The organism is Mycolicibacterium sp. ND9-15 (assembly GCF_035918395.1).
GTDB lineage: Bacteria > Actinomycetota > Actinomycetes > Mycobacteriales > Mycobacteriaceae > Mycobacterium.
In genome coordinates, this window is sequence record NZ_CP142362.1 from 3,389,969 (window position 1) to 3,413,252 (window position 23,284).

General features: G+C 66.8%; 20 protein-coding genes. 14 read left to right on the plus strand and 6 right to left on the minus strand.

What is annotated here, in order from left to right:
* Nucleotides 1-3: 3 nt before the first annotated feature.
* The 3 genes from QGN32_RS16090 to QGN32_RS16100 all read left to right on the plus strand — a co-directional run bounded on the left by QGN32_RS16090 (nucleotide 4) and on the right by QGN32_RS16100 (nucleotide 2,299).
* Complete coding sequence (locus QGN32_RS16090; protein ID WP_326545326.1) at nucleotides 4-444, plus strand: type II toxin-antitoxin system Rv0910 family toxin; 441 nt, start codon at nucleotides 4-6, stop codon at nucleotides 442-444.
* Between the two features lie 260 nt (nucleotides 445-704).
* Nucleotides 705-1,916 (plus strand): IS110 family RNA-guided transposase, encoded by a 1,212-nt coding sequence (locus QGN32_RS16095; protein ID WP_326545327.1) that lies wholly within the window; start codon nucleotides 705-707, stop codon nucleotides 1,914-1,916.
* 146 nt (nucleotides 1,917-2,062) lie between these two features.
* Nucleotides 2,063-2,299, plus strand: coding sequence for a type II toxin-antitoxin system Phd/YefM family antitoxin (locus tag QGN32_RS16100; RefSeq protein WP_326545328.1), 237 nt, complete (start codon nucleotides 2,063-2,065; stop codon nucleotides 2,297-2,299).
* 29 nt (nucleotides 2,300-2,328) lie between these two features.
* On the opposite strand, the gene QGN32_RS16105 is transcribed toward QGN32_RS16100, so the two are convergent.
* From QGN32_RS16105 to QGN32_RS16130, 6 genes are read right to left on the minus strand one after another with little or no spacing between them, the layout of a single operon-like run.
* Nucleotides 2,329-3,765, minus strand: coding sequence for an HNH endonuclease signature motif containing protein (locus QGN32_RS16105; RefSeq protein WP_326545329.1), 1,437 nt, complete (start codon nucleotides 3,763-3,765; stop codon nucleotides 2,329-2,331).
* Between the two features lie 46 nt (nucleotides 3,766-3,811).
* Nucleotides 3,812-5,272, minus strand: coding sequence for an acyl-CoA synthetase (locus tag QGN32_RS16110; RefSeq protein ID WP_326545330.1), 1,461 nt, complete (start codon nucleotides 5,270-5,272; stop codon nucleotides 3,812-3,814).
* Nucleotides 5,269-6,048 carry an SDR family NAD(P)-dependent oxidoreductase gene (locus QGN32_RS16115; protein ID WP_326545331.1) on the minus strand — a complete coding sequence of 260 codons (780 nt, stop codon included), beginning with the start codon at nucleotides 6,046-6,048 and terminating at the stop codon, nucleotides 5,269-5,271. Before QGN32_RS16115 ends, QGN32_RS16110 begins: the two co-directional genes overlap by 4 nt.
* Nucleotides 6,039-7,589, minus strand: a complete 1,551-nt coding sequence (locus QGN32_RS16120; protein ID WP_326545332.1) for an AMP-binding protein — start codon at nucleotides 7,587-7,589, stop codon at nucleotides 6,039-6,041. The genes QGN32_RS16115 and QGN32_RS16120 overlap by 10 nt, the downstream gene beginning before the upstream one ends.
* A 10-nt stretch (nucleotides 7,590-7,599) precedes the next feature.
* Complete coding sequence (locus tag QGN32_RS16125; protein ID WP_326545333.1) at nucleotides 7,600-8,334, minus strand: GntR family transcriptional regulator; 735 nt, start codon at nucleotides 8,332-8,334, stop codon at nucleotides 7,600-7,602.
* Nucleotides 8,331-9,938 carry an SMP-30/gluconolactonase/LRE family protein gene (locus QGN32_RS16130; RefSeq protein WP_326545334.1) on the minus strand — a complete coding sequence of 536 codons (1,608 nt, stop codon included), beginning with the start codon at nucleotides 9,936-9,938 and terminating at the stop codon, nucleotides 8,331-8,333. The genes QGN32_RS16125 and QGN32_RS16130 overlap by 4 nt, the downstream gene beginning before the upstream one ends.
* A 138-nt stretch (nucleotides 9,939-10,076) precedes the next feature.
* Here QGN32_RS16130 and QGN32_RS16135 point away from each other — a divergent pair, with 138 nt between their 5' ends.
* Genes QGN32_RS16135 through QGN32_RS16185 form a run of 11 tightly spaced genes read left to right on the plus strand, consistent with a single transcriptional unit; the run spans nucleotide 10,077 to nucleotide 23,280 of the window.
* Entirely contained in the window at nucleotides 10,077-10,922 is an 846-nt protein-coding gene (locus tag QGN32_RS16135; protein WP_326545335.1) for an SDR family NAD(P)-dependent oxidoreductase, read from the plus strand.
* The gene (locus QGN32_RS16140) at nucleotides 10,922-12,295 is read left to right on the plus strand and encodes an aromatic ring-hydroxylating oxygenase subunit alpha (RefSeq protein WP_326545336.1); all 1,374 of its coding nucleotides are present in this window, start codon (nucleotides 10,922-10,924) and stop codon (nucleotides 12,293-12,295) included. Before QGN32_RS16135 ends, QGN32_RS16140 begins: the two co-directional genes overlap by 1 nt.
* 3 nt (nucleotides 12,296-12,298) lie before the next feature.
* Nucleotides 12,299-14,152 (plus strand): flavin-containing monooxygenase, encoded by a 1,854-nt coding sequence (locus QGN32_RS16145; protein ID WP_326545337.1) that lies wholly within the window; start codon nucleotides 12,299-12,301, stop codon nucleotides 14,150-14,152.
* A 54-nt stretch (nucleotides 14,153-14,206) separates the two neighbouring features.
* Nucleotides 14,207-15,154: an SDR family NAD(P)-dependent oxidoreductase gene (locus QGN32_RS16150; protein ID WP_326545338.1), complete on the plus strand. Its 948-nt coding sequence runs from the start codon at nucleotides 14,207-14,209 to the stop codon at nucleotides 15,152-15,154.
* The gene (locus QGN32_RS16155; protein ID WP_326545339.1) at nucleotides 15,147-16,439 is read left to right on the plus strand and encodes a CaiB/BaiF CoA transferase family protein; all 1,293 of its coding nucleotides are present in this window, start codon (nucleotides 15,147-15,149) and stop codon (nucleotides 16,437-16,439) included. The genes QGN32_RS16150 and QGN32_RS16155 overlap by 8 nt, the downstream gene beginning before the upstream one ends.
* Nucleotides 16,440-16,441: 2 nt before the next feature.
* Nucleotides 16,442-17,590, plus strand: coding sequence for an acyl-CoA dehydrogenase family protein (locus tag QGN32_RS16160; protein WP_326549105.1), 1,149 nt, complete (start codon nucleotides 16,442-16,444; stop codon nucleotides 17,588-17,590).
* 5 nt (nucleotides 17,591-17,595) lie between these two features.
* The gene (locus QGN32_RS16165) at nucleotides 17,596-18,513 is read left to right on the plus strand and encodes an acyl-CoA dehydrogenase family protein (protein WP_326549106.1); all 918 of its coding nucleotides are present in this window, start codon (nucleotides 17,596-17,598) and stop codon (nucleotides 18,511-18,513) included.
* Nucleotides 18,510-19,436 carry a Gfo/Idh/MocA family protein gene (locus tag QGN32_RS16170; protein WP_326545340.1) on the plus strand — a complete coding sequence of 309 codons (927 nt, stop codon included), beginning with the start codon at nucleotides 18,510-18,512 and terminating at the stop codon, nucleotides 19,434-19,436. The genes QGN32_RS16165 and QGN32_RS16170 overlap by 4 nt, the downstream gene beginning before the upstream one ends.
* Nucleotides 19,433-20,599 (plus strand): acyl-CoA dehydrogenase family protein, encoded by a 1,167-nt coding sequence (locus tag QGN32_RS16175; RefSeq protein WP_326545341.1) that lies wholly within the window; start codon nucleotides 19,433-19,435, stop codon nucleotides 20,597-20,599. The genes QGN32_RS16170 and QGN32_RS16175 overlap by 4 nt, the downstream gene beginning before the upstream one ends.
* Nucleotides 20,599-21,552: an acyl-CoA dehydrogenase family protein gene (locus tag QGN32_RS16180; protein ID WP_326545342.1), complete on the plus strand. Its 954-nt coding sequence runs from the start codon at nucleotides 20,599-20,601 to the stop codon at nucleotides 21,550-21,552. The genes QGN32_RS16175 and QGN32_RS16180 overlap by 1 nt, the downstream gene beginning before the upstream one ends.
* A 12-nt stretch (nucleotides 21,553-21,564) precedes the next feature.
* The gene (locus tag QGN32_RS16185) at nucleotides 21,565-23,280 is read left to right on the plus strand and encodes a thiamine pyrophosphate-binding protein (RefSeq protein WP_326545343.1); all 1,716 of its coding nucleotides are present in this window, start codon (nucleotides 21,565-21,567) and stop codon (nucleotides 23,278-23,280) included.
* Nucleotides 23,281-23,284: the final 4 nt, after the last annotated feature.

Consider the following 23,284-nt stretch of genomic DNA (forward strand, 5'->3'; position numbering starts at 1 on the left):
CAGATGGCCAAGCTCTCCGTTTCCGTCGACGTTCCGTTGCCGCCGGAGCAGGCTTGGGCGTGCGCGTCGGACCTGCCGCGCTACAAGGAATGGCTGAGCATACACCGGGTGTGGCGGTCGAAGCCGCCCGAGACGCTGGAGAAGGGCACCACGCTCGAGTCCATCGTCGAGGTCAAAGGCATGCCGAACCGGATCAGGTGGACCATCGTGCACTACCGGCCGCCGGACGCGATGACGCTCAACGGCGACGGCAAGGGCGGCGTCAAGGTGAAGTTGATCGGCAAGGTGAAACCGTCTGAGGTAGAACCTGCCGGGTCGACGGTGACGTTCGACGTCCATCTCGGCGGGCCCGCGCTGTTCGGTCCCATCGGCATGCTGGTCGCCGGCGCGCTCAGGAGCGATATCCAGGAGTCGCTCGAGCGCTTCAAGACCGTGTTCGCCTAATGGGAGTCGATCGGCGAGCCTCGAATGAATAGTGATTCGGTGCGGCGACGCTGATTATCGAGCCGCTGGTCGGTGAGCACTGCGTTCGCCTGGAGTGCTGTTCGACTCCTATGACTAGATCGTGCCCCGACCGGTTCGGTGAGGTCGCTTATAGCGCTGATGGGGTGTCGTGCCGTGCGTGAGCACTGATCCATTAGGTCGCCGCCGAGTGTCCTCGGGCTCACATCTGAATCAACGACGAGCGCAGGAGGTGGACACTGATGATCTTCGTCGGCGACGACTGGGCCGAAGACCATCACGACGTGTATCTGATGGACGAGACAGGCCAACACTTGGCGGCCCGGCGATTACCCGAGGGCCTGGCCGGTATCCGGGCCCTGCATGAGCTGATCGCCGCGCACGCCGAGGAGCCAAACCAGGTGCTGGTCGGCATCGAAACCGATCGGGGCCTGTGGGTCTCGGCGTTGGCCGCGGCCGGCTATCAGGTGTGGGCGATCAACCCGATGGCGGCCGCCCGCTACCGCGATCGGCATCACGTGTCGGGGGCGAAGTCCGATGCCGCTGATGCCAAGCTGTTGGCCGATCTGGTCCGCACTGACCGGCACAATCACCGACTGATCGCCGGCGACAGCCCGCAGGCTGAGGCGATCAAGGTGCTGGCCCGTTCTCATCAAAGCTTGATCTGGGCACGCACCCGGCATGCCAACATGCTGCGCAGCGGGCTGCGGGAGTACTACCCCGCTGCGCTGGAGGCCTTCGATTCGCTCACCGACAGCGACGCACTGGCCATCCTGGGACGTGCTCCAACACCTGACCAGGGCGCTCGACTGAGCGTGGCCAAGATCGGATCGGCACTCAAAGCTTCTGGACGGCAACGCAACATCGAGTCACGCGCCACCGAGATACAAGCCGTGCTGCGCCGTGAGCATCTCACTGCACCGCCCGCGGTCACAGCCGCGTTCGGGGCCACCACGACCGCGGCGGTGCACGTCATTGCCGCGCTGAACACTCAGATCACCGACCTCGAAACCGCGCTGGCCGACCATTTTGAGACGCACCCGGACGCCGACATCTACCGCTCCCTGCCAGGACTTGGTGTTGTGCTCGGCGCCCGGGTGCTCGGTGAGTTCGGGGACGACCCGAACCGGTTCACCACGGCCAAGTGTCGCAAGAACTACGCGGGAACATCACCGTTGACCATCGCGTCGGGTCGAAAACGTGCCGTGCTGGCCCGCCACATCCGCAACAAACGCCTCTACGACGCAGTCGATCAATGGGCGTTTTGCACGCTGACCCGAAGCGTCGGCGCTCGTGCCTACTACGACGAACACCGCGCCAACGGCGACACCCACCACCAAGCACTACGCGCACTCGGAAACCGCCTCGTCGGCATCCTCCACGGCTGCCTACGCCACCACACCCGCTACGACGAACACAAAGCCTGGGCACACAGACAAGCCGCCGCCGCTTGACCCGCTACACACCTGGGGTATCTAATCTTTCGCCGAGATCTACACCAGAACTGTGGAATTGCAGCGAGCGCGACCCTCACGCAGAAATCGCGGGTCTGCCACCGGCGCGACGCCCGTCGGGTCTCATCGGTAATACGCTTGGTGTTATGGCCACAGTGACGGTTCGGGATTTGCTCGACGGCGGGGAGGAATTGCTGCGGCGCGTAGAACATGGCGAATCTGTCGTGGTAACACGTGACGGTACACCGGTAGCCGAACTCCGCCCACTGCGTCGCCCCAGCGTCAGCCCGGTTGAACTCGTGCGTCGCCGCAAGAATTTACCGCGGGTCAACCCGGATGCCGTGAGGCGCGACATCGATAACGCAATCGATCAGTCGCTGTGACGAACACGAGACGGAGTCAACTCCCGTGGTCAGAAGGGTGGGGGTTCGTAGTTGGCGGCGAGCCAGGCTTGGCGTTGGCGTTCTTCTTCAGCGATCAGTTCGGCGCGCTGACGGCGTTCGGCCTTGATCCGGTCGCGAAGGTCGTCTTCCCGGGTCTGTTTACGGCGAGGCATCATCACGGACCGGTCAGCACCTTTGTCGGGTGCGATATCGGCTGGGATCTCGAGCTCACCCGTCGACTGCCCGAGCGCCGGGAACATGCCTGCGCCATGAGGCTCGCTTCGCCACAGGTGTCCGGTCGGAGCGATCAACTCGATTGTGCCGTCGGGCAATTGCCGATCGGTCCAGCCGCCGACTCCACAGAAGAAAGTCTTGACCAAATGGTGCGTACGGCAGTAATGCTTGGCGTTGGACGGATGTGTCTTCCCTAGCGGCCACGGCGTCGTGTGGTCGACGTCGCAGCGCTCCACCGGTTTGTCGCATCCGGGCCATCGGCACGTCAGGTCCCGCCACTGCAGAAAGTCCCGCAACGCCACGCTGGGACGGTAGCCGGCTTCGGCCTTGGCTTCTGTGCCCGGCAGCCTCACCGGTTTCGCTGTCGCGTCCTTGGCCAGATTCCGAACCGACTCGGCCGGCAGCACTCCAAAACCCTTCAAGTAGCCGGGCTTGTCACTGGTTCCATCGAGGGTACCCAGTTCGGCCAGCACGTGGATTACCGCTGTCTCCGCAGCCGCGCGCTCCGCAGTCGCCGGGCAATCGTCCAGCCCGCATTCGCAGGGCAGGGTGGCCTCCCCGCGAGCCAGCGGTCCACATGCGTCAGCACGACGCTGCCCTTTGGTGCGCGGATCGTTCTCGCATACGGTGTCAGCTAGAGCATCAAGCCGGTTATCAAGCGCCGCACCGTCGGTGGCACGGAGATTACCCGAAAGCCACGCCATACCCGGAGCGCCCGGATCGACATCGATATGGCGGTTGTTCTCGACTCGTTTGGGAACCCGCACTGCTTCGGGGTCGAATCGCGTCACGAACATGTCGATGCGGTCGACGAGTTTGGGGCCCGAGAGCTTCATCCACTTTTCAGCCTTGGCGGCCAAAGCCTGGTCGAGTTCGGCCATGACGTCGGGTTCGACATTCTCGGTGCGAGACATGATGGTCGCCACTACCCGGTAATCGATCCACCCGCGTCGAAACACCTCCGCCACCCGGGGAAGCCGCTCGCGCAACACCTTTGCCACCCGAACCTGACCCAGTGCCCGGGCATGACTGATGTTCTGTACCGGTGATATCTCTGCCGCCACGGCGACGGGAACGTCGGTGAAGAAGAACTTCGCCTCCTCATACTCCCTAGCCCGCCGGGCGTACAGTTCAGCGACCAGCGCCAGCCTGCGCCCCATCGCCGCAGACTCCTCGCGAGCCTCCTCACCCATAAAGGTGATCAACTCCGCATCCGAGGTGTCATCGAACATGCTTCGACACTAAACGCACCCACCGACAACCCGAAGGCTGGTGAATCTACCGAAAACGTTCGCGCAGTTCCCGCTTGAGCACCTTGCCGTAGCTGTTCTTCGGCAGCTCGCCGATGAACTCGTAGCGTTTCGGGCGTTTGAACCGGGCGATGCGTTCGAGAAGATGGGCATCCAACTCCGCTGCTGACACCGATCCCACGATGAACGCCACCACCACCTCGCCCCACTCCTCGTCCGGTGCGCCGACCACGCCCGCCTCGACGACACCGGGATGCTCGAGCAGTATTTCCTCGACCTCGCGGGGATAGATGTTGCTGCCGCCGCTGATCACCACATCCTTCGACCGGTCGCGCAGCGTGAGCAGACCCCGGTCGTCGAACGACCCCATGTCGCCGGTGCGCAACCACCCGTCCTGCAGCGTGGCCGCCGTCGCCTCGGGGTTGTGCCAATACCCGGACATGACAACGTCGCCACGGCAGACGATCTCGCCGATCTCACCGACATCTGCCGGTGCTCCGTCGGCCCGCACCACCGCCACGTCCACTCCGGAGCGCGCATAGCCGACCGATCCGAGCGCCGCGTCGTCGGTGTCGGCGTGATCGGCGCGACGCAGTCCGGTGATCGTCATCGGCGCCTCCCCTTGGCCGTAGAGCTGCACGAAGACCGGGCCGAACGCGGCCATCGCCTTCTTGAGGCTCTCGACGTACATCGGGCCGCCGCCGTAGACGATGGTGCGCAGGTTGTGTGGGCGGGCGCGCCCGGTCTGCACGAGGCGCTGCACCATCGTCGGCGCCAAGAACGCGCTGCAGCCGGGATGGTGTTCGCACAGGCCGAGGAACTCGTCCGGGTCGAATGCCCCCGATTCCGGTATCACCTGGCGCGCCGCGCGCAGCACGTACGGCGGGACGTAGAGACCCGAGCCGTGCGACATCGGCGCACCGTGCACGAGGCTGCAGCTCTCGTCGGGCGAGTCGAAGTCGGCCAGATGTGACACCGTCATCGCCATCAGGTTGCGGTGCGACAGCATCGCGCCCTTGGACTTGCCGGTGGTGCCGCTGGTGTAGAACAGCCACGCCAGCGTCTCCGGATCGGTCGCCGGCGGCGCCGAGGGTGTTGCGGTGAACCAGCTTTCATACTCCGATGTGCCGATGACCTCGATCGGGACACCGGTCTCGGAACTCAGCACCGACGCGATCTTCGGCGACGCGTACACCTGTGCGGCGCCGGAGTCCTCGAGAATCTGCACCATTTCGCGCGGATGCAGTTTGTAGTTGATCGGCACGTACACACATTCGGCCGCCCACACACCGAACATCAGCTCGATGATCTCCGGCCGGTTCTCGCTTGCGATCGCGATCCGCGCGCCGGGCGTGCAGAGCGAGGCGGCCAACCGCAGCGAGCGCTCCCGCAGCTGCGCCCACGTACACAGTTGCCGCTCACCGTGATACACCGCGCCGCGGTCGCCGAAGCGGCTCGCCGCCTGATCGAGTAGCGCGAACAGGTTCATGACGGCCGTGCCACCCACTCGGAGTTCAGTGCGAAGTCCGACAGGTACTTCGTCGAACTCCAGCCGCCGTCGACGACGATCGTCTGCCCGTTGATGAAACCGGCCCCCTCCGAGCAGAGGAACGCCACCGTGCTGGCGATGTCGTCGACCTCACCCAACCGCGGGTACGGCGTCATCTCGACGTTGATCTTGCGGAACCGGTCGTCCTCCAGCCGCGTTGCCACCATCGGGGTGAGGGTGACGCCGGGAGCCACTGCGTTGCAGCGGATTCCCTGCGGACCGTACTGGCAGGCGATGTGCTGGGTCAGCGAGGTCAACCCGCCCTTGGCCGCCGAATACGCACCGCCGCGCAGGCCGCCGACCACCGCGAACGTCGACGTCACGTTCACGATCCCCGACCCGGACTGCATGTGCACGATCACGTCACGGGCCAACCGGAACGGCGCCCGCAGCATCAAACCGAGGAAGTAGTCCAGAGATTCGTCGTCGGTTTCGTGCAACGGCTTGGGGCTGCCGACTCCGGCGTTGTTGACCAGGAAGTCGATGCGCCCCCACCGGTCCAACGCGGCCCGCACGATCCGCTGCGGTGCGTCGTCGGCGGTGAGGTCGACGGCGACCGTCGCCACCCGCTCGGGGTCGCCGATCGCCTTCTCCAGTCCGCCGAGCCGGCTCTCGTCGCGTCCGGTGCCGAGCACGGCCATCCCCATCTCGGCGAGTTTGGTGGCGCAGCCGAACCCGATACCGCTGCTCGCCCCGGTCACGATCGCTACGCGCATGTCAGCTCCGCTCGGATCCGATGCTTCAACACTTTTCCGGCGTCGTTCTTCGGCAACGCCTTCCAGACCACCACCTGCTCGGGCGCCTTGAACCGCGCGACGCCGTGCGCATCCAACAGCGCACGCATCGCCGTCACATCGGGCGGTGCCTGGTCCGATGCCACGACGACGGCGCACGCCCGCTCACCGGTTCGATCGTCGGGAAGTCCGACGATCGCGATCTCCGCGACCCCTGGATGACCGATGAGGATGTCCTCGACCTCCTTGGGCGAGATGTTCTCGCCGTTGCGGATGATGATGTCCTTGGCCCGGCCGGTGACGACGAGATAGTCGTCGTCGACCCAGCTCCCGAGATCCCCGGTGCGGAAATAGCCTTCGTCGTCGAAGGCGGCGGTCTCGTCCTCGAGGTGCAGGTAGCCGACCAGCATCTGCGGGCCACGGGCGCAGATCTGGCCGTCGACCAGTCTGATGTCGGCGACACCCGCTTTGCCGTCGGTGTCCGCGGCGTGGTCGGCGTCGTCCAGCGAGCCGACCGTCGTCACCGGAACCTCGGTCGAGCCGTACACGCGCGACACCGCGGCCGCCTCGAAATAGCCGGTGGCCCTTCGGATCAGCGAGGGCGGCACCGACGCCCCTCCGCAAATGAACACCTTCAGGTCGGGCAACCGGGTTCCGGCGCGCTCCGCTGCGGCGAGCAAGCCGTCGAGGAACGGCGTGGCCCCGGCCATATGGGTGACCCGCTCGACGAGCATCAACGCGACGGCCGCGTCCGGATCCCAGCGCTCCATCAGCACGGCGGTGCTGCCCAGCAGCAGTGGGCACTCGAATGCGTAGATCGACCCGCCGATGTGCGCGATCGGGGAGGGAACCAGGAAGGTGTCTCCGGCCGCGACGCGCCAGTGCTCGCCGATCTGCCGAATCAACGCATGGATCGAGTTATGGGTGTGCAGTACGCCTTTCGGCCGCCCGGTGGTACCCGATGTGTACAGGATCATGCGCACGGTGTCGGCGTTGGACACCGGCAACGCGGCGGTTCCCTCGGCGCGGACCAGCGACTCGTAGGAGGTGTGACCCCCGGCGTCGCCCCGCACGACGACCACCTCAGGCGGAGTGGGCATCGCGGCGGTGACCCGGTCAAGCATCGCGACATAATCGTGCTTGCCGAAGGCCGCCGGCACGAAGATCGCCCGGACGTCGGCGTCGCTCAGAATGAAGGAGAGCTCACGGTCGCGCAGCGAGGGCAGGATCGGGTTGACCACCATCCCGGCCAGCGTCGCCCCGTGATAGACGACGGCGGCCTCATGCCAGTTCGGCAGCATGAACGACACGACACTGCCCGCAGGCATCCGCAACATCAACGCCTGCGCCAGCGCCACCGCCTGGTCGTACAACTCCCGGCAGCTTAGCCGAACCTCACCGTCCACCAACACCGTTCGCTCGGGGGTCGCCGTCGCCGCGTCCCGCAACGAGTCGGCCAGCGTGTCGTGCACCCACAGCCCGCGCCGGTAGGCGTCGGCGCTCCGTTTCTCGTCGACCCGCACGGTCCCGGGCCTAACCCTTGATCCGGCGCATGGTCATCGAGTGCCGGTACCGCGACGACGGGTGGGTGTTGAGGGTGACTTGGGCGACCTCACCGTCGGATGTGGTGTAGGTCCGACGCATCTCCAGCGCCGCGCTGCCGGTGCCGACCTTGAGCGCATCGGCGAGGTCGGATGTCACGGTGATGGCCGCCATCTCCTGATGCACCTCGACGATGCTGACCCCGAACAGGTCCTCGATCAACGGGAAGATCGGCCCCGAATGTCGCTGCAGCAGGCGCCCTACCGCCGCGAACGCCCGGTTGATGTAGTACTCGGTGGTGCAGACCGGGGTTTCGCTGCCCTCGGCCTGGCGGCAACCACGCACCGCAAGCCATTGCGAACCGGGCTGCAGACCGGTGCGGACTGCCAGCTCGTCGTCGACGGCGACCATCGCGTTCGACTCGATCGTGAGTTGCGCGCCTGCTGCGAACGCCAGCAGATCGTTGATCGAAACCACGTCCTGGGCATACGAATTCGATGCGGGCCGGGGAACGACCAGTGTTCCCGCCCGGGGGCGGGAGGCGACGAGGTTGTCGTCACGCAGTCGCCGCAGCGCTTCGCGAACCGTGTACCGGCTGACCGCGAACCGTTCGCACAACTGCTGTTCGGTGGGCAGCTGCGAGCCCACCGGATAGATGCCGTCGACGATCTCCTTGCGCAGCGTGCGCGCCACCTGCAGGTAGCGGTGATCGGTGGGGGCGCTCATGTCCGTCGCAGCGCGAGAATGCTGCCCTCGCCGTCCGCCGATACGTACAGGGTGCCGTCACGGCCGACGGTGATTCCGGCGAACGGTCCCTGCGGCCCGGAGAACGGCGGCATCCCCTTGAGCGGCTTGGGTTCCACGCCCGCGGGCGGGCCCACCGGCAGCCCCGAGGCGATCGTGGTGCGTCCGTTGGTGTTCAAGTCGACGGCGACGACCTCCTTGGCACCGGCGTCGACGATGTAGAGCACGCCGTCGGCGACCGCGATTCCCTGTGGCCGCTGCAACCCCTCCACGACCGTCTCCGTCGCACCGCCCACAGCGACCACTCGGCCCTCGCCGGACTCGGCGACCAACGGGCGGCCGTCCGGGTCGAAGGCCACCCCGACCGGATCCCGCAGGTCCGATGCCAGCACCTCGGCCGTGCCCGAGCGCAGACAGTGCACCCGCCCCGTGCCGAGTTCGGCGAACACTATCCGCTCACCCGGCCCGACCGCGACGCCGTAGGGCTGGTCGAAACCGTCTGCCAGATAGTCGGTTTCGCCCTCGGAAGGCCGGTAGCGCGCGATCTGGCCACCGGAGGTGGCGACCACGAACGCGGCCCCGTCCACCGGTGCCAGCCCCCGCAGGAAACCTGGGTAGCCGGGCGAGAACAGCATGCCGACCGTCTGCAGCGATCCGTTGCCGTCGACGGTGTAGAAGTAGGTGCCGTCGGCGACGTACAGCCGGCCGTCCTCGCCGACTGCCAGGTCCAGTGGCCAATTCAGGCCGCCGGGCAGCAGCGTGCGGGTCTTTCCGACGCCGACGATCTCGGTGATCTCACCGGTGAAGTTCGAGACGAAGAGCCTGTCGCCGACGAACGTCAGGTTGTCCAACCCCGGATTGAGCTGTGCCAGCAGCGTTTTGTGGCCGGTGCGCGGGTCGATGCGCAATACCTGGCCGCTGGCCACCTGCGTCGACACCAGGTTGCCCTGCGCGTCGAACTTCACCGCGTCGGGGACACCGAGGTCGGCCGCCACCCGTTGCGGCTCACCGCCCGCGAGATCGATGCGCCAGATCTCGTTGGCGGTCATCAGCGGGTAGTACAGCAGTCCGTCCGGTCCGACCTCCATGGCGTTCGGCGACGGCAGGTTCTCCAGCAGGATCCGCTCGGCGCCGGTGCCGCGGTCGAGCTCCATCAGCCGGCCGCCGTCGCGACATTCGTTGACGAACAGGCGGTCCTGATGCACGGTGATGCCGTTGGCGCACGGCAGGCCGTCGCGCAGCAGCCGGGTGCGACCGGCGGTGTCGCGGACGCTGACCCGCCCGTCCATCACCTCGGTGGCGAACAGGTTGCCGTCGCCGTCGAACGCGACGTCGTCGGGGGCGACGATGTCACCGCCCTTGGCGCTGACCGTCTCGAGGTCTCCGGTGCCGAGGTCCAGGGCGCTGATCTGGCTGCCGGTCACCTGGGCGACGTAGACGCGGCCGTCCGGACCGGTGCGCAGACCGTTCGCGCCGAACAGTCGACTGGGGGCGGTCACCCGCTCGACGCGCCAGCCGTCAGCCGCGGCCGGATTCCATTCCGGGTAGCGAGACTGCTGCAGTGAACCCGTCGCCGATTGCGTCATGACCTCGCACGTTAGCAAGCCCGGTTAGTCCAGACAATAGGCATCGAAAGAAGCCATCCAGCCCTTGACGAGCCTCTCGGCACTGCGGAATAGTGTTCTGCGACATGGAGAACATCGTTTATTGTCCGGACAAATAGCGTGGACGATCGATTGGGGTTGGCCGGCCGCGTCGTGGTGGTGTCGGGGGCCGGCGGTGGCGGGATCGGCACCACCGTGACTCGGATGGCCGCCGAGGCGGGCGCCACGGTCGTCGCCGTCAGTAGGTCGGAACAGAACCTCGACGAACACGTCGCGCCGCTGGCCGGACAGGGCCTCGCGGTCGTTCCCGTATCGGCCGACGCCTCCACCGACGACGGCATCGCCGCGGTGATGGAACAGGTCCGCCGCGTCGACGGCGACCTTTACGGGTTGGTGAACATCGCCGGGGGCGCCGCGCCGTCGACGTGGATGCCGTCGACCCGGGTGACGCGCGGGGACTGGCGGGCGCTGTTCACCGCGAACCTCGAAACCGCGTTCTTCATGAGCCAGGCGGTGGCCGCCGAAATCCGCGACGCCGGTAAGCCCGGGTCCATCGTTTCGGTGTCTTCGATCAGCGGGATGAACACCGCGCCATTCCACATCGCCTACGGGACGGCGAAAGCCGCCGTCTCGGCCATGACCCGGACAATGGCCGTGGAACTTGCGCTCGACAACATCCGCGTCAACGCGGTCGCGCCCGGTGTCACCGAGACCGCCGCCTCGCGCACCTATGTCGACGACGACCCCGAGCGGGACCGACGGGCGATCGCGATGGGCAGACGGGGCCGGCCCGAAGAGCAGGCCGGAGCGATCCTGTTCCTGCTGTCCGACCTGTCCAGCTACATCACCGGTCAGACGCTTCTGGTCGACGGCGGGCTGAACCTCAAGTGGACCCACCTCGGCGCCGACAACACCTCGCTGTTCCTCAAGGACGAGAACTTTCGCGCCGCGATCAAGGAGATGTGATGACGGATATCGAACCTGGGCTGCGAGAGGAACTCTCCGAGCCGATGACGATCAGCGTCGAGGCCTACATCTGTGAGGACTACGCCCGCGCGGAGCGAGACAAGCTGTGGCGCAAGGTGTGGCAGCAGGTCGGACGCGTCGAAGAGCTGCCCGAGGTCGGCAGCTACCTGACCTACGACATCCTCGACGACTCGATCATCGTGGTGCGCACCGGAGCCGGGAACTCATCCTCGGATTTTGCCGCGCACCACAACGTCTGCATGCACCGCGGCCGCCGCCTCGTCGACACCCCGGACGGTGCGAAGAACGCGGTGGGCCGGGCACGCAAGTCGTTCGTGTGCGGATTCCACGGCTGGACATACGGTCTCGACGGTGCGTGCACACATATCCGCGAGCAGGACGACTGGAAGGGCGCGCTCACCCCGCAGAACACCCACCTCGTCCCCGTGCGGGTCGACACCTGGGGCGGCTGGCTGTTCATCAACATGGACCCCGACTGCGAACCGCTGGCCGATTACCTGTTTCCGGCCGCCAAGATCCTCGACCCGTTCGGGCTGGAGAACATGCGCTACAAGTGGCGCAAATGGCTGTACTTCGACTGCAACTGGAAGGTCGCGCTGGAGGCATTCAACGAGACCTACCATGTGTTCACCACGCATCCGGAGTTCAACAAGTTCGGCGAGTTCAAGGGCTGGGCGAAGGCGCAGGGCAAGCACAGCAACATCGGCTATGACGCGCCCAAGGACATGGAGGCCACCAAGTCCAAGATCCGACTCGGAACGGGCGACCCGCGTGTCTCCACCGCCGAGATGCAGGTGTACACCATGGAGGAGACCAACACCTCCACCACCGAGACGCTGGTGAACGCGGCCAAACGGTTGGTCGACGAACTGCCCGAGGGCACGCCCCCGGACAAGGTGCTCGAGCACTGGCTGGCCTCGGCGCGCCGCGACGACGAAGCCCGTGGCGTGATCTGGCCGACGATCCCGCCCGACATCCTCGGGCAGGCGGGCACGGCGTGGCAGATCTTTCCCAACTTCCAGATCGGTCAGGGGCTGACCGTTGCGCTGTGCTACAGCGCCAGGCCGCATCCGAGCTACGACCCGAACAAGTGCATCTTCGAGGTGTCGGTTTTCGAGTTGTACCCCAAAGGCCAAGAGCCGCAGACGGAGTGGGAGTACACCCCGAAGGACAGCCCGAACTGGCGGTCGGTGCTACCCCAGGACTTCTCGAACATGGCCGCGGTGCAGCAGGGTATGAAGTCGCTCGGCTTCCCCGGCACCAAACCCAATCCGTACCGCGAACGCAGCACGGTGAACCTCCACTACCAGCTGTCCAAGTACATGGGCACCGGCGAACCGAAAGAGCTCTAGGCAATGACACTGTTCGACACCTGCGGACCCACCGACACCCCGGACGACATCGACATCGATGCGCTGCGCGAGAAGTACGAGCACGAGCGCACCAAGCGGTTGCGCAGCGACGGGGCCGCGCAATACCTCGAACTCACAGGCGATTTCGCGGAGTTCGCCGAGGTCGATCCGCACACACCGGTCACGCCGCGCACGCCGATCAACGAGGACATAGAGGTCGCGGTGCTCGGCGGCGGCATCGCCGGCCTGCTGGCGGGCGCCTACCTCAAGAAGGCGGGCGTAGACGATGTCCACATCATCGAGATGGCCGGCGACTTCGGCGGCGTCTGGTACTGGAACCGCTTCCCCGGAATCCAATGCGACAACGACGCATACTGTTACATACCGATGCTCGAAGAGCTCGACTTCATGCCGAGCAAGAAGTACGCCGACGGTGCCGAGATCTTCGAGCACTGCCGCAATATCGGCAAACAGTTCGGCTTGTACGACGGTGCGATCTTCTCGACGCAGGTGCGCACGGTGCGCTGGGACGACTCGATCAGCCGCTGGCACCTGCAGACGAACCGCGGCGACGACATCCGCGCGCGATTCGTCGTCATGGCACAGGGGTCCTACAACCGGCCCAAGCTGCCCGGCATTCCCGGCATCAAGGACTACGTGAATGCCGGAGGCCACATCTTCCACTCGGCACGCTGGGACTACGACTACACCGGCGGCGACGCCAACGGCGGCCTGCACAAGCTGCATGACAAGCGCGTGGCGCTGGTCGGCACTGGAGCGACCGGGGTGCAGCTGGTCCCGCATCTCGGCCGAGATGCCCAGCACCTGTATGTGTTTCAGCGGACACCGTCCTCGGTGGACATGCGCGGCAACGAGCCGACCGATCCGCAGTGGGCGGCCTCGCTGCCGCCGGGCTGGCAGGAGGAGCGCAAGCGCAACTTCCACCGCTGGTCACCGTTCGAGGGCGTGGTGTTCGATGCCGAAGACATGGTCTGCGACTTCTGGACCGAACTGGGCCGCAACACAACGGCCCGGATCGCCGCCAGCCCGGACCCGGCGTCGCTCACGATCGAGCAGGTGATGGCCATCCGGGAGGAGGAAGACTACAAGGTCATGGAGCGGCTGCGGCGCCGAGTCGCCGACCTCGTCGAGGATCCCGAGGCCGCCGAAGCGCTCAAGCCCTATTACCGGTTCATGTGTAAGCGGCCGTGCAGCAACGACGAGTACCTGCCGACGTTCAACCGGCCGAACGTCACGCTGGTCGACGTGGCCGAGTGCAAGGGCGTGGAGCGGCTGACGGAGAACGGAATCGTCGCCAACGGAGTCGAATACGAGGTCGACTGCGTGATCTTCGCGAGTGGCTTCGAGATCTCCACCGAACTCAGCCGCCGGTACGCGATCGATACCATCGAAGGCCGCGACGGGCTTTCGCTGTTCGACCACTGGCGCGACGGCTACAAGACGCTGCACGGGATGACGAGCCGCGGATTCCCCAACCAGTTCCACACCGGATTCATCCAGGGCGGTGTCTCGGCCAACACCACGGCGATGTTCGAGCAGCAGGCCGAGCACATCGCCTACATCATCGCCGAGGCCCTCAAGCGGAACGCAACGATCGTGGAGCCGAGCCAGGACGCCCAAGACGGCTGGGCGAACACCATCCGCGAGTATGCGATGGACACGTCGGCGTTCGATCTGTCCTGTACGCCGGGCTATTACAACAACGAGGGCAACGGCTTCGGCCAAGGTGTCAGGTCGTTCCTCGGCGACTACTACATGGCCGGCTTCTACGCGTTCGACGATCTGCTGAAGGAGTGGCGGGAGAGGGGTGACCTGAATGGCCTGGTACTCCGGTAGCCCCGAGCGCACGCTTCTTCACGCCCGTACCCGCAACAAGCGCGCTCTCGACACATGGATGAGCTGAGATTCGACGGCCGGGTTGCTGTCGTCACCGGAGGCGGAAGAGGACTGGGCCGCTCGTACGCCATGCTGCTGGCGTCCCGCGGCGCCAAAGTCGTCGTCAACGATCCGGGCGGCAGCCTCGCCGGTGACGACTACGATCCCGTCCACCCGCCTCCCGAAGCTCCCGGCCCCGCCGAAGAGGTGGTGCACGAAATCGCCGCTGCCGGTGGCCAAGCCGTGGCCAACACCGACTCGGTGGCGAACCCGCACGGCGGCAAGTCGATCATCGACACCGCGGTCGAGCGCTACGGGCGCATCGACATCCTCATTCACAACGCGGGCATCGTCCGTCGCGCCCCGCTCAAGGAGATGACGTACGAGGACTTCGAGGCCGTGCTCGACGTCCACCTGCGCGGGGCGTTCCACGTGGTGCGCCCCGCCTTTCCGGTCATGTGCGACGCCGGCTACGGACGCATCGTGCTGACGTCCTCGATCGGCGGTCTGTACGGCAATCACGAAGTCGCCAACTACGCGGTCGCCAAGGCGGGGGTGATCGGGCTGTCCAACGTCGCGGCCATGGAGGGCGCCGCCCACGGTGTCAAGAGCAACGTGATCGTGCCGGCCGCGGTGACCCGGATGGCCGAAGGCATCGACACGTCGGCCTACCCGCCGATGGACGCCGAGCTGGTCGCCCCGGCGGTGGGGTGGCTCGCGCACGAATCATGTTCGATCACAGGCGAAGCGCTGATCGCGCTGGCCGGCCGGATCGCGCGGGCGGTGCTCGCCGAGACTCCGGGGGAGTACCGTCCGGCGTGGTCGATCGAGGATGTGGCCGAACACATCGCGGCGATCCGCGACATGTCCGAACCCGTCGTGTTCCCCGTCGTGCCCGACGGTCACGGCGACCACATCAGGTACAGCTTCGCGATGGCGAAACGGGGAGCCCACCATGTCTAGCGGACCGCTGGCCGGCGTGCGCGTCGTCGACCTCACCGCGATGGTGATGGGCCCCTACTGCACGCAGATCATGGCCGACATGGGCGCCGATGTCATCAAAGTCGAACCGCCACAAGGTGACAACACCCGTTTCATCTCCGTGGGCCCGGCGCCGGGGATGAGCGGGGTGTTCGTCAACGTCAACCGCGGCAAACGCAGCGTGGTGCTCGATCTGCAGACCGAACACGGCAAAGCCGCGATGCGGGCGCTGATCGAGCGGTCCGACGTGTTCATCCACTCGATGCGCGCCAAGGCGATCGCCAAGCTCGGCTTCGGCTACGACGACGTGGCAGCCATCAACCCCGCGATCGTCTACACGAACTGCTACGGGTACGGCCGTCGCGGGCCCGACCGGGACCGCCCCGCCTACGACGACACCATCCAGGCCGAGGCCGGGGTGCCAGCCGTGCAACAGCAATTGACCGGCGAGGCCGACTTCGTCGGCACGATCATGGCCGACAAGGTGGCGGGATTGACCGCCCTGTACGCGACGACGATGGCGCTGTTCCATCGCGAGCGCACGGGGGAGGGGCAGGAGGTGGAGGTCGCCATGTTCGAGACGATGGCGTCCTTCATGCTGGTCGAACATGCCAACGGTGCCATGTTCGACCCTCCGCTCGGGCCCGCGGTATACCCGCGCACGGTGGCGCCCAACCGCAGGCCGTACCGCACCAGCGACGGTCACATCGCTGCGCTGATCTACAACGACAAGCACTGGAACGCGTTCATCGACGCGGTGCAGCCCGCGTGGAACGACGAGTCGTACGCCACCCTCGAACAACGCGCACACAACATCGATCTTGTGTACGGGCTGCTTGCCGAGACCATGAAGGAGCGCACCACCGCCGAATGGCTGGCGCTGTTCGGAGAACTCGAGATCCCCGCCGCGCCGCTGAACACCCCCGATGCCCTGTTCGACAACGCACACCTCAACGCGGTCGGGCTCTTCGAGACCGTCGAGACCCCGAACGGGCCGGTGCGGTTCCCCGGCGTGCCGACCTTGTTCTCCCGGACCCCGGGCAAGGTGGCGGGCCCCGCGCCCACGCTGGGCGCCGACACCGATGCCGTGCTCGACGAACTCGGCCTGGTAGCGCACCGGCCCCAGCCCCCTCCCGCGTCTCAGCCCGCTGGGCCCCCTCCCGCGTCTCAGCCCGCTGGGCCCCCTCCCGCCGAGACTGCGGTTTCTGATGAAAAAGGGCCGAATCTCGTCAAGAAGCGCAGTGTCGGCGCGTCGGAGTTGGGGTGAGCATGGACTTCGAGATGGGACGGAAAGCCGCCGAGCTGCGCACCGAACTGCGCACGCTGGTCGAAGAGCATGTGCCCGAACACTATCTGGGCGCATTCACCGACGACCCCGCCGACCTCGAGATCGCGCAACGCTTCTGCCGCACACTCGCCGAGCGCGAACTGCTGTGCCTCTCCTGGCCCAAGGAGTTCGGCGGCGGCGGCGCGTCGGTGTGGGAGCAGACCGTCGTGCGCGAGGAGATGTGGGCGCATCACGAACCCCGCGGCGCGCAGTACATGGGCGTCAACTGGGTCGGCCCGATCATCATGCGACACGGCACCGAGGAGCAGCAGCGCAAGCACCTGCCGGCGATCGCGCGCGGCGAGGTGATCTGGTGTCAGGGGTTCTCCGAACCCGAAGCCGGCTCGGACCTCGCGTCGCTGCGCACCAGTGCGCGGCGTGACGGCGAAGGCTGGCTGGTCAGCGGCCAGAAGATCTGGACGTCGTACGCGACGATGGCGCAGTGGTGCTTCCTGCTGGCGCGGACCAGCAGGGGAGAGCGCAAACAGCAAGGCTTGACCATCTTCCTCGTGCCGATGGACGATCCGGCGATCCAGGTCCGGCCCATCCGGTGCATGATGGGTCCGCATCACCTGAACGAGGTGTTCTTCGACGACCTGCGCGTCACCGAGAGCGACGTCCTCGGGACCGTCGATGCGGGCTGGGCGGTCGTGCAGGACGTGATGGCGTTCGAACGGGTCGGTATCGCCCGCTACGCGCGTTGTGAGCGGTTGCTCGCCGCCGCGCCCGGGGTGCTTTCAGACCGGTGGAGTGAACTGCCGGAAGAGTTGCGCGGCCGGTGGATCCGGATGCTGACCCATTGCCGGCGGGCCCGGTTGATGGCCTATCGCGTGGTCTCGCTGCAGAGCAGCGGGCGGATTCAGCCGGGCGACGCGGCCGCCTACCGGATCGCGGTCACCAAGCTGGACCAGGACAGCGCGGAGGTCCTGATGGACATCGCTGCCGAGGTGTCCCACGACGACCGCGGGGCGGCTTGGTTTCTCGGCGAGGTCGAGGACCACTGGAAGTACTCGCAGGCCTCGACGGTGTCCTCGGGCAGCATCGAGATGCAGCGCATTCTGCTGTCCCGGGCGTTGTTGGCGGCGAAATGAGCGAGATGATCCTCGAGCTGTCCGACGATGCCAAAGAGTATGGCCGCCAGGCACTCCGGGCGTTCGAAGCCGCCGGTGGCGACCAACTGGTCCAGCAGGCGGAGACCAAACCCGAGGCGCGGGAATCGTTGGTCGGCCCGATCCTCGACGGTCTCGGCGCCTGGGACCTCGATCCGCGCACCGACGCCGACGGTCTGGAAGCGGCAGCCGCGCTGTGCCGCAGCGCCGGCTACTGGGCGCTGCCCTATCCGGTGGCCGAACGGCTGGCCGCGCCGACCGATCTCGACACCGACGGGTTGATCGTGGTGGCGGGCAAGCGGCCGGCGGCGGCGATTGCCGGTCTCGAAAAGCGTTGGACGACCATAACTCTGGAGGGTGCGCGTGATGCTGTGACCGGGCTCGCCCGCATCGGGCCCGGCTTTGTCGCGGAACTGCAGACCGTGCACGTCGATGACGACGGCGCGGCCGACGTCGCGCTCGGCCTGGTGCTGCCGTGCTGGACGCTGCTCGGCATGCTCGACAGGGCGATCGAGCTGACCGTCGCACACGTCAGCCTCCGCAAACAGTTCGGGCAGGCGTTGTCGTCGTTCCAGGGTGTGCAGTTCCAGCTCACCGACGCCGAGGTCGAGCGCAGCGGCCTGGATATCCTGGCGAAGTACGCGTTGTGGAGCATCGCCACCGACCGCCCCGAAGCGCTCAACGACGCTCTGGCGCTGCGGATGTCCGCGCTCGAGGCCGCCGAAGTCGTATTCCGGGTGTGCCATCAACTGCACGGCGCGGTCGGCTTCTGCGACGAGACCACCCTGTCGTGGCTGTCGCGCTACAGCCAGCCGTTGCGGCGGCTGCCTCTGGGCTTGTCCGCGACCCGCGACGCGCTGACCCGCAGGGCGGGCAGCGCAGGCCTGACGGGTCTGTACGCATGAAGGTCGCGGTGATCGGCGCCGGCTTCGGCAAGCACGCGGCCGCGCCCGCGTACGCCGGTCTCGGCTTCGACGTCGAGGTCGTGAGCCCGCGTGACGAGGACGCGGTGAAGGCCGCGCTGGCCTCCGACGCCGATCTGATCTCCGTGCACTCGCCGCCGTTCCTGCACCTCGAGCACGTCAGCGGCGCGATCGAGCACGGGCATGCGGTGTTGTGCGACAAGCCGTTCGGGCGCAACGCCGACGAGGCGGCGCTGATGCGCGACCGCGCCCGGGAGGCCGGGGTGCTGCACTTTCTCAACTTCGAGTTCCGGTTCAACGAGTCCTGGAGCAGGCTCAAGGAACTGGCTGACGGCGGAGCGATCGGTATCCCGCGTCATCTGCACTGGACGTTCTTCGGCAGCGGGTTGCGGGGGCGCAAGTTCGGCTGGATCAACGACCGTGAACAAGGCGGCGGCTGGATCGGCGCCTACGGTTCACACCTGATCGACTTCACCCGGTGGTTGTTCGGCAGCGAGATCGCCGACTGCGGCGGGATCACCCGCATCGACGGGTCGGCTGAGGGGTCCACAGCCGAGGACGCGTACTCGGCATGGTTCGCAATGACCAACGGCTGCACCGCCACCCATGACACGGGGTTTGCCGCCGCCGTCCCCTCGGCGCCGTCGGTCACGTTGATCGGCAGCGACGGCACCGTCGAGCTGACGTCCGACACCACGCTCGTCGTTCGGCGGCCCGGCGAAGACCCTCAGACCGCCGAGTTCGCGCCGCCGCCCCGGCGATCACCGCCGCCGGCGCTGACGACGTTCTTCGGCCACGTCGCCGAGGCGCTGCGCACCGGGACGCAGATCAGCCCGTCTTTCGACGACGGCGTCGCTGTCGCGCGCGCCATGGACCAACTGCGGGCCAAGGCGGTGCGCCTATGACCGCACAGCTCGACCAGTTTCGGCGGCGGGTTCGGCAGTGGTGCGTCGAGCACATCCCGCCGGACTGGCGCGAAACCCAGACGGGCGTGAGCGACGACCAGTTCGTGGCGTTCCAGAAGGCCTGGTTCGCCGAACTGCACCGCGCGGGCTTCGCGGTCCCGCACTGGCCCGCCGAATGGGGCGGTGGAATGTCGGTGGCCGAACAGGTGGTCCTGTATCAGGAGCTGGCCGCACACGACGCGCCGCGGCTGGTGCTCGCGTTCGTCGGCATCCACCATGCCGCCTCGACGCTGTTGGTCGCCGGCACCGACGAGCAGCGGCGTCGACACCTGCCCGCGATCCTCGACGGCGAGATCTGGGTGCAGGGCTTCTCCGAACCCGAAGCCGGCTCCGACCTGGCGAGCCTGCGCACCACGGCGCGAAAAGAAGGCGACTCGTACATCGTCAACGGCCAGAAACTGTGGGCGAGCGGTGGCAAGCACGCCGACTGGTGCCTGCTGCTGGCCCGCACCGACCCGGACGCCCCGAAGCGGAAAGGCATTTCGTACTTCCTGCTCGACATGACCACACCCGGCGTGGAGGTCCGCCCCATCCGCAACGCGATCGGCGACGAGCACTTCTGCGAAATCTTCCTCAACGACGTGTCGATTCCAGCCGCGAACCTGGTCGGTGCGGAGAACAACGGCTGGCAGGTCGCCCAAGCCACCCTCGGCGCCGAGCGGGGTATGACGATGCTCGAACTCGCCGAGCGGCTGGGCAATGCGGGCTTTCGCTGGCTGGTGCAGAGCGCGCCGGTCGACGATCCCGTCGTCGCGGACCGCCTGGCGCAGTTCGAGACCGAGATCACCGGCCTGCGGGGTCTGTGCCGAAAGCTGGTGGAAGACAGCGACAACGGCGAATCGGGCCCGGCCGACGCCTCGATCGTCAAGCTCTTCTACAGCGAACTTCTGCAGCGCATGACCGACTTCGCCGCGGAGGTCGGCGGGTTGGCCGCTCACACCGAACTCGCCAAGCCGATGTCCAGCGGCTGGGAGTCCGGCGCGTGGGTGCTCGACTTCATCGGGTCGTGGGAGTGGACGATTCCCGGCGGCGCCAGCGAGATCCAGCGTTCGATCATCGGCGAGCGCGGCCTCGGCCTGCCACGGGAACCGAGCGCGGTGTGATGACCGACTTCACCGAGTTCCACGACGAACTACGTTCTGTGGCGGGCGATCTGCTCGCGAAGGACCGCGACACCACATGGGAGACGTTGGTGGATGCCGGCTGGGTCGGACTCGAGGTGCCCGAGCAGTTCGGCGGTGCCGGTGCGTCGTTCGCCGAAGCCGCGGTGGTCTGCGAAGAGATCGGCCGCGCCGTGAGCGCGACCCACTTCCTCGGGAGCGCGGTGCTCGCCGTCGGCACCTTGAACGCCTTGCGGCCCAGCGCCACCCGCGACCAGCTGCTCACCGACGTCGCCAGCGGCGCGTCGAGGGTGGCCGTCGCGCTCGAACCGTACGACTTCGTGCCCGACGCCGAAGCCGCGGACCGGATTCTGATCGTGACGGACCGCGGTGTCGGTGTGACGGACGCACCGGCCACACCCCGGCCCGTTGTCGACAAGACGCGCAGGCTGGCCGCAGTCGAACGGAACGCCCCGACCACCGAAACCTTGCCGTTCATAGGCGATCCCGCCGCCGCAGTGCAACGGTTACACGACCGCGCCGCGACCGCGATCGCCTGCGACAGCCTCGGGCTTAGCGAAGCCATGCTTGCCGCGACCGTCGGCTACGCGAAGGTGCGCCACCAGTTCGGCAGGGCCATCGGCTCGTTCCAGGCCGTCAAACACGCGTGCGCGGACATGCAGGTCGCGATCTCAGTCTCCCGTCAACTCGTCGACGACGCCATCCAGGCCGTCGCCAACGACTCACCGAACGCCGACGTGGCCACCGCCATGGCCAAGTCCTACGCCTGCACCGCCGCCGTCGACATCGCGGGTAAGGCCATGCAACTGCACGGGGGCATCGGCTACACGTGGGAGTCCGGGATCCACGTCTACCTCAAACGCGCCACCCTCAACCGAGCGCTGTTCGGTTCGCCGGCAGCTCACCGCAAACGACTAGCAAAGCGCTACCAGTAAAAGGAGTTTCACATGAGCGTCCCCGTATACAAGCGCATTCTCGACCTTTTCGAGGCCGAGGGAGTCAACACGCTGTTCGGCATCCCCGACCCCAACTTCGTGCACATGTTCACCGAGGCCGACGCCCGCGGATGGTCTGTCGTCGCGCCGCACCACGAGCTGAGCGCCGGCTTCATGGCCGAGGCGGCGTCGCGGATGACCGGCAAGCCGGGCCTGTGCATCGGCACCCTCGGACCGGGCATGGCCAACATCGCCGGCGCCATCCAGTGCGCGCTGGTCGAGAACTCACCCGTCATCGTCCTGGGCGGCCAGCGAGCCCGCATCACCGAACGCCGGGTACGGCGCGGCCGAATCCAGTTCGTCCAGCAGGAAGGACTTTTCGCCCCCTCGGTCAAGTTCAGCAGCGCGATCGAGTACGCCGACCAGACCGACGAGATCGTCCGCGAAGCGATCCGTCAATCCATGTCGGGCACCCCCGGGCCCAGCTACATCGAGTTCCCGTCGCACGTCATCCTCGAAGAACTCGACGTGCCGGATCCGTTGCCGCCCCACCGGTATCGCCTTGTCAATCAGGGCGCGGGTGAGCGTGAGGTCGCCGAAGCGGTCAAGCTGATCCGGGCGGCGCAGAGCCCAATCCTGTTGGTGGGTCACGGGGTGCACACCTCGCGCACTCAGGAACAGGTCAGGGAGCTGGCCGAGCTGATGGCCTGCCCCGTGATCCAGACATCGGGCGGCACCTCGTTCATCCCAGGCCTGCAGGATCGCACCTTCCCGTACCTGTTCTCTCCGGCGGCCAACGAGGCCGTCGAGCAGTCCGATCTCTGTGTGGCGCTGGGCACCGAGCTCGGCGAGCCCATGCACTACGGTCGCACCCAGCACTGGGCCGGCAACGATGCCAACCGCAAATGGGTTCTGGTGGAACAGGATCCGACCGCGATCGGTGTGAATCGGCCGATCGACGTGCCGCTGGTCGGCGATCTTCGCGGGGTGGTGCCGCAGCTGGTCGAGGCGCTGCGCGAGAGTCCGCGCAGCCCGTCGGTCGACTTCGAGGCCCTGATCAAAGCCGACGCCGCCGAACTGGCCCGGGTCGCCGAGGAGGCCCCGAGCGGTCGCTCCCCGATCCACCCGGCGCGCTACGTCGTCGAGGCCACCAAGGCTTTCGACGAGTGCACCGAGGACGGCATCCTGGTCCGCGACGGCGGCGCCACGGTGATCTTCGGATGGACCTACTCCCAAACCAAGCCGCGCGACGTGATCTGGAACCAGAACTTCGGTCACCTCGGCACCGGCCTGCCCTACGCCGTGGGCGCCTCGGTCGCCGACGGCCGCCACCGCCCGGTCATGCTGCTCACCAGCGACTCGGCGTTCCTGTTCCACATCGCCGAGCTCGAGACCGCGGCCCGCGAGAAGTTGCCGTTGGTGTGCGTTGTCGGGGTCGACCACCAGTGGGGCCTGGAAGTCGGTGTCTACAAGCGCACGTTCGAACAGCCGTCGCCGCAACCCGGGGTGCACTGGAGCAAGGACGTCCGGATGGACAAGATCGCCGAGGGTTTCGGCTGCCACGGCGAGTATGTCGAGAAGGACGACGAGATCGGCCCCGCGATCAAGCGGGGGTTCGCCAGCGGCAAGACCGCCGTGGTTCACGTCTGCATCGACCCGAAAGCGAATTCCGAGGAGATGCCGAAGTACGACCGATTCCGCACCTGGTATGCAGAAGGTACGCAATAGGGAA

Bases quoted from the DNA above. Each gene is read 5' to 3' on its own strand.
- QGN32_RS16115 (WP_326545331.1), bottom strand. From the start codon at position 6,048: ATGCGCGTAGCGATCGTGACCGGGGCGAGCAGCGGTATCGGGTTCGGC.
- QGN32_RS16090 (WP_326545326.1), top strand. From the start codon at position 4: ATGGCCAAGCTCTCCGTTTCCGTCGACGTTCCGTTGCCGCCGGAGCAG.
- QGN32_RS16145 (WP_326545337.1), top strand. From the start codon at position 12,299: ATGACACTGTTCGACACCTGCGGACCCACCGACACCCCGGACGACATC.
- QGN32_RS16150 (WP_326545338.1), top strand. From the start codon at position 14,207: ATGGATGAGCTGAGATTCGACGGCCGGGTTGCTGTCGTCACCGGAGGC.
- QGN32_RS16100 (WP_326545328.1), top strand. From the start codon at position 2,063: ATGGCCACAGTGACGGTTCGGGATTTGCTCGACGGCGGGGAGGAATTG.
- QGN32_RS16130 (WP_326545334.1), bottom strand. From the start codon at position 9,938: ATGACGCAATCGGCGACGGGTTCACTGCAGCAGTCTCGCTACCCGGAA.
- QGN32_RS16170 (WP_326545340.1), top strand. From the start codon at position 18,510: ATGAAGGTCGCGGTGATCGGCGCCGGCTTCGGCAAGCACGCGGCCGCG.
- QGN32_RS16180 (WP_326545342.1), top strand. From the start codon at position 20,599: ATGACCGACTTCACCGAGTTCCACGACGAACTACGTTCTGTGGCGGGC.
- QGN32_RS16125 (WP_326545333.1), bottom strand. From the start codon at position 8,334: ATGAGCGCCCCCACCGATCACCGCTACCTGCAGGTGGCGCGCACGCTG.
- QGN32_RS16185 (WP_326545343.1), top strand. From the start codon at position 21,565: ATGAGCGTCCCCGTATACAAGCGCATTCTCGACCTTTTCGAGGCCGAG.
- QGN32_RS16110 (WP_326545330.1), bottom strand. From the start codon at position 5,272: ATGAACCTGTTCGCGCTACTCGATCAGGCGGCGAGCCGCTTCGGCGAC.
- QGN32_RS16160 (WP_326549105.1), top strand. From the start codon at position 16,442: ATGGACTTCGAGATGGGACGGAAAGCCGCCGAGCTGCGCACCGAACTG.
- QGN32_RS16140 (WP_326545336.1), top strand. From the start codon at position 10,922: ATGACGGATATCGAACCTGGGCTGCGAGAGGAACTCTCCGAGCCGATG.
- QGN32_RS16105 (WP_326545329.1), bottom strand. From the start codon at position 3,765: ATGTTCGATGACACCTCGGATGCGGAGTTGATCACCTTTATGGGTGAG.
- QGN32_RS16095 (WP_326545327.1), top strand. From the start codon at position 705: ATGATCTTCGTCGGCGACGACTGGGCCGAAGACCATCACGACGTGTAT.
- QGN32_RS16165 (WP_326549106.1), top strand. From the start codon at position 17,596: ATGATCCTCGAGCTGTCCGACGATGCCAAAGAGTATGGCCGCCAGGCA.
- QGN32_RS16175 (WP_326545341.1), top strand. From the start codon at position 19,433: ATGACCGCACAGCTCGACCAGTTTCGGCGGCGGGTTCGGCAGTGGTGC.
- QGN32_RS16155 (WP_326545339.1), top strand. From the start codon at position 15,147: ATGTCTAGCGGACCGCTGGCCGGCGTGCGCGTCGTCGACCTCACCGCG.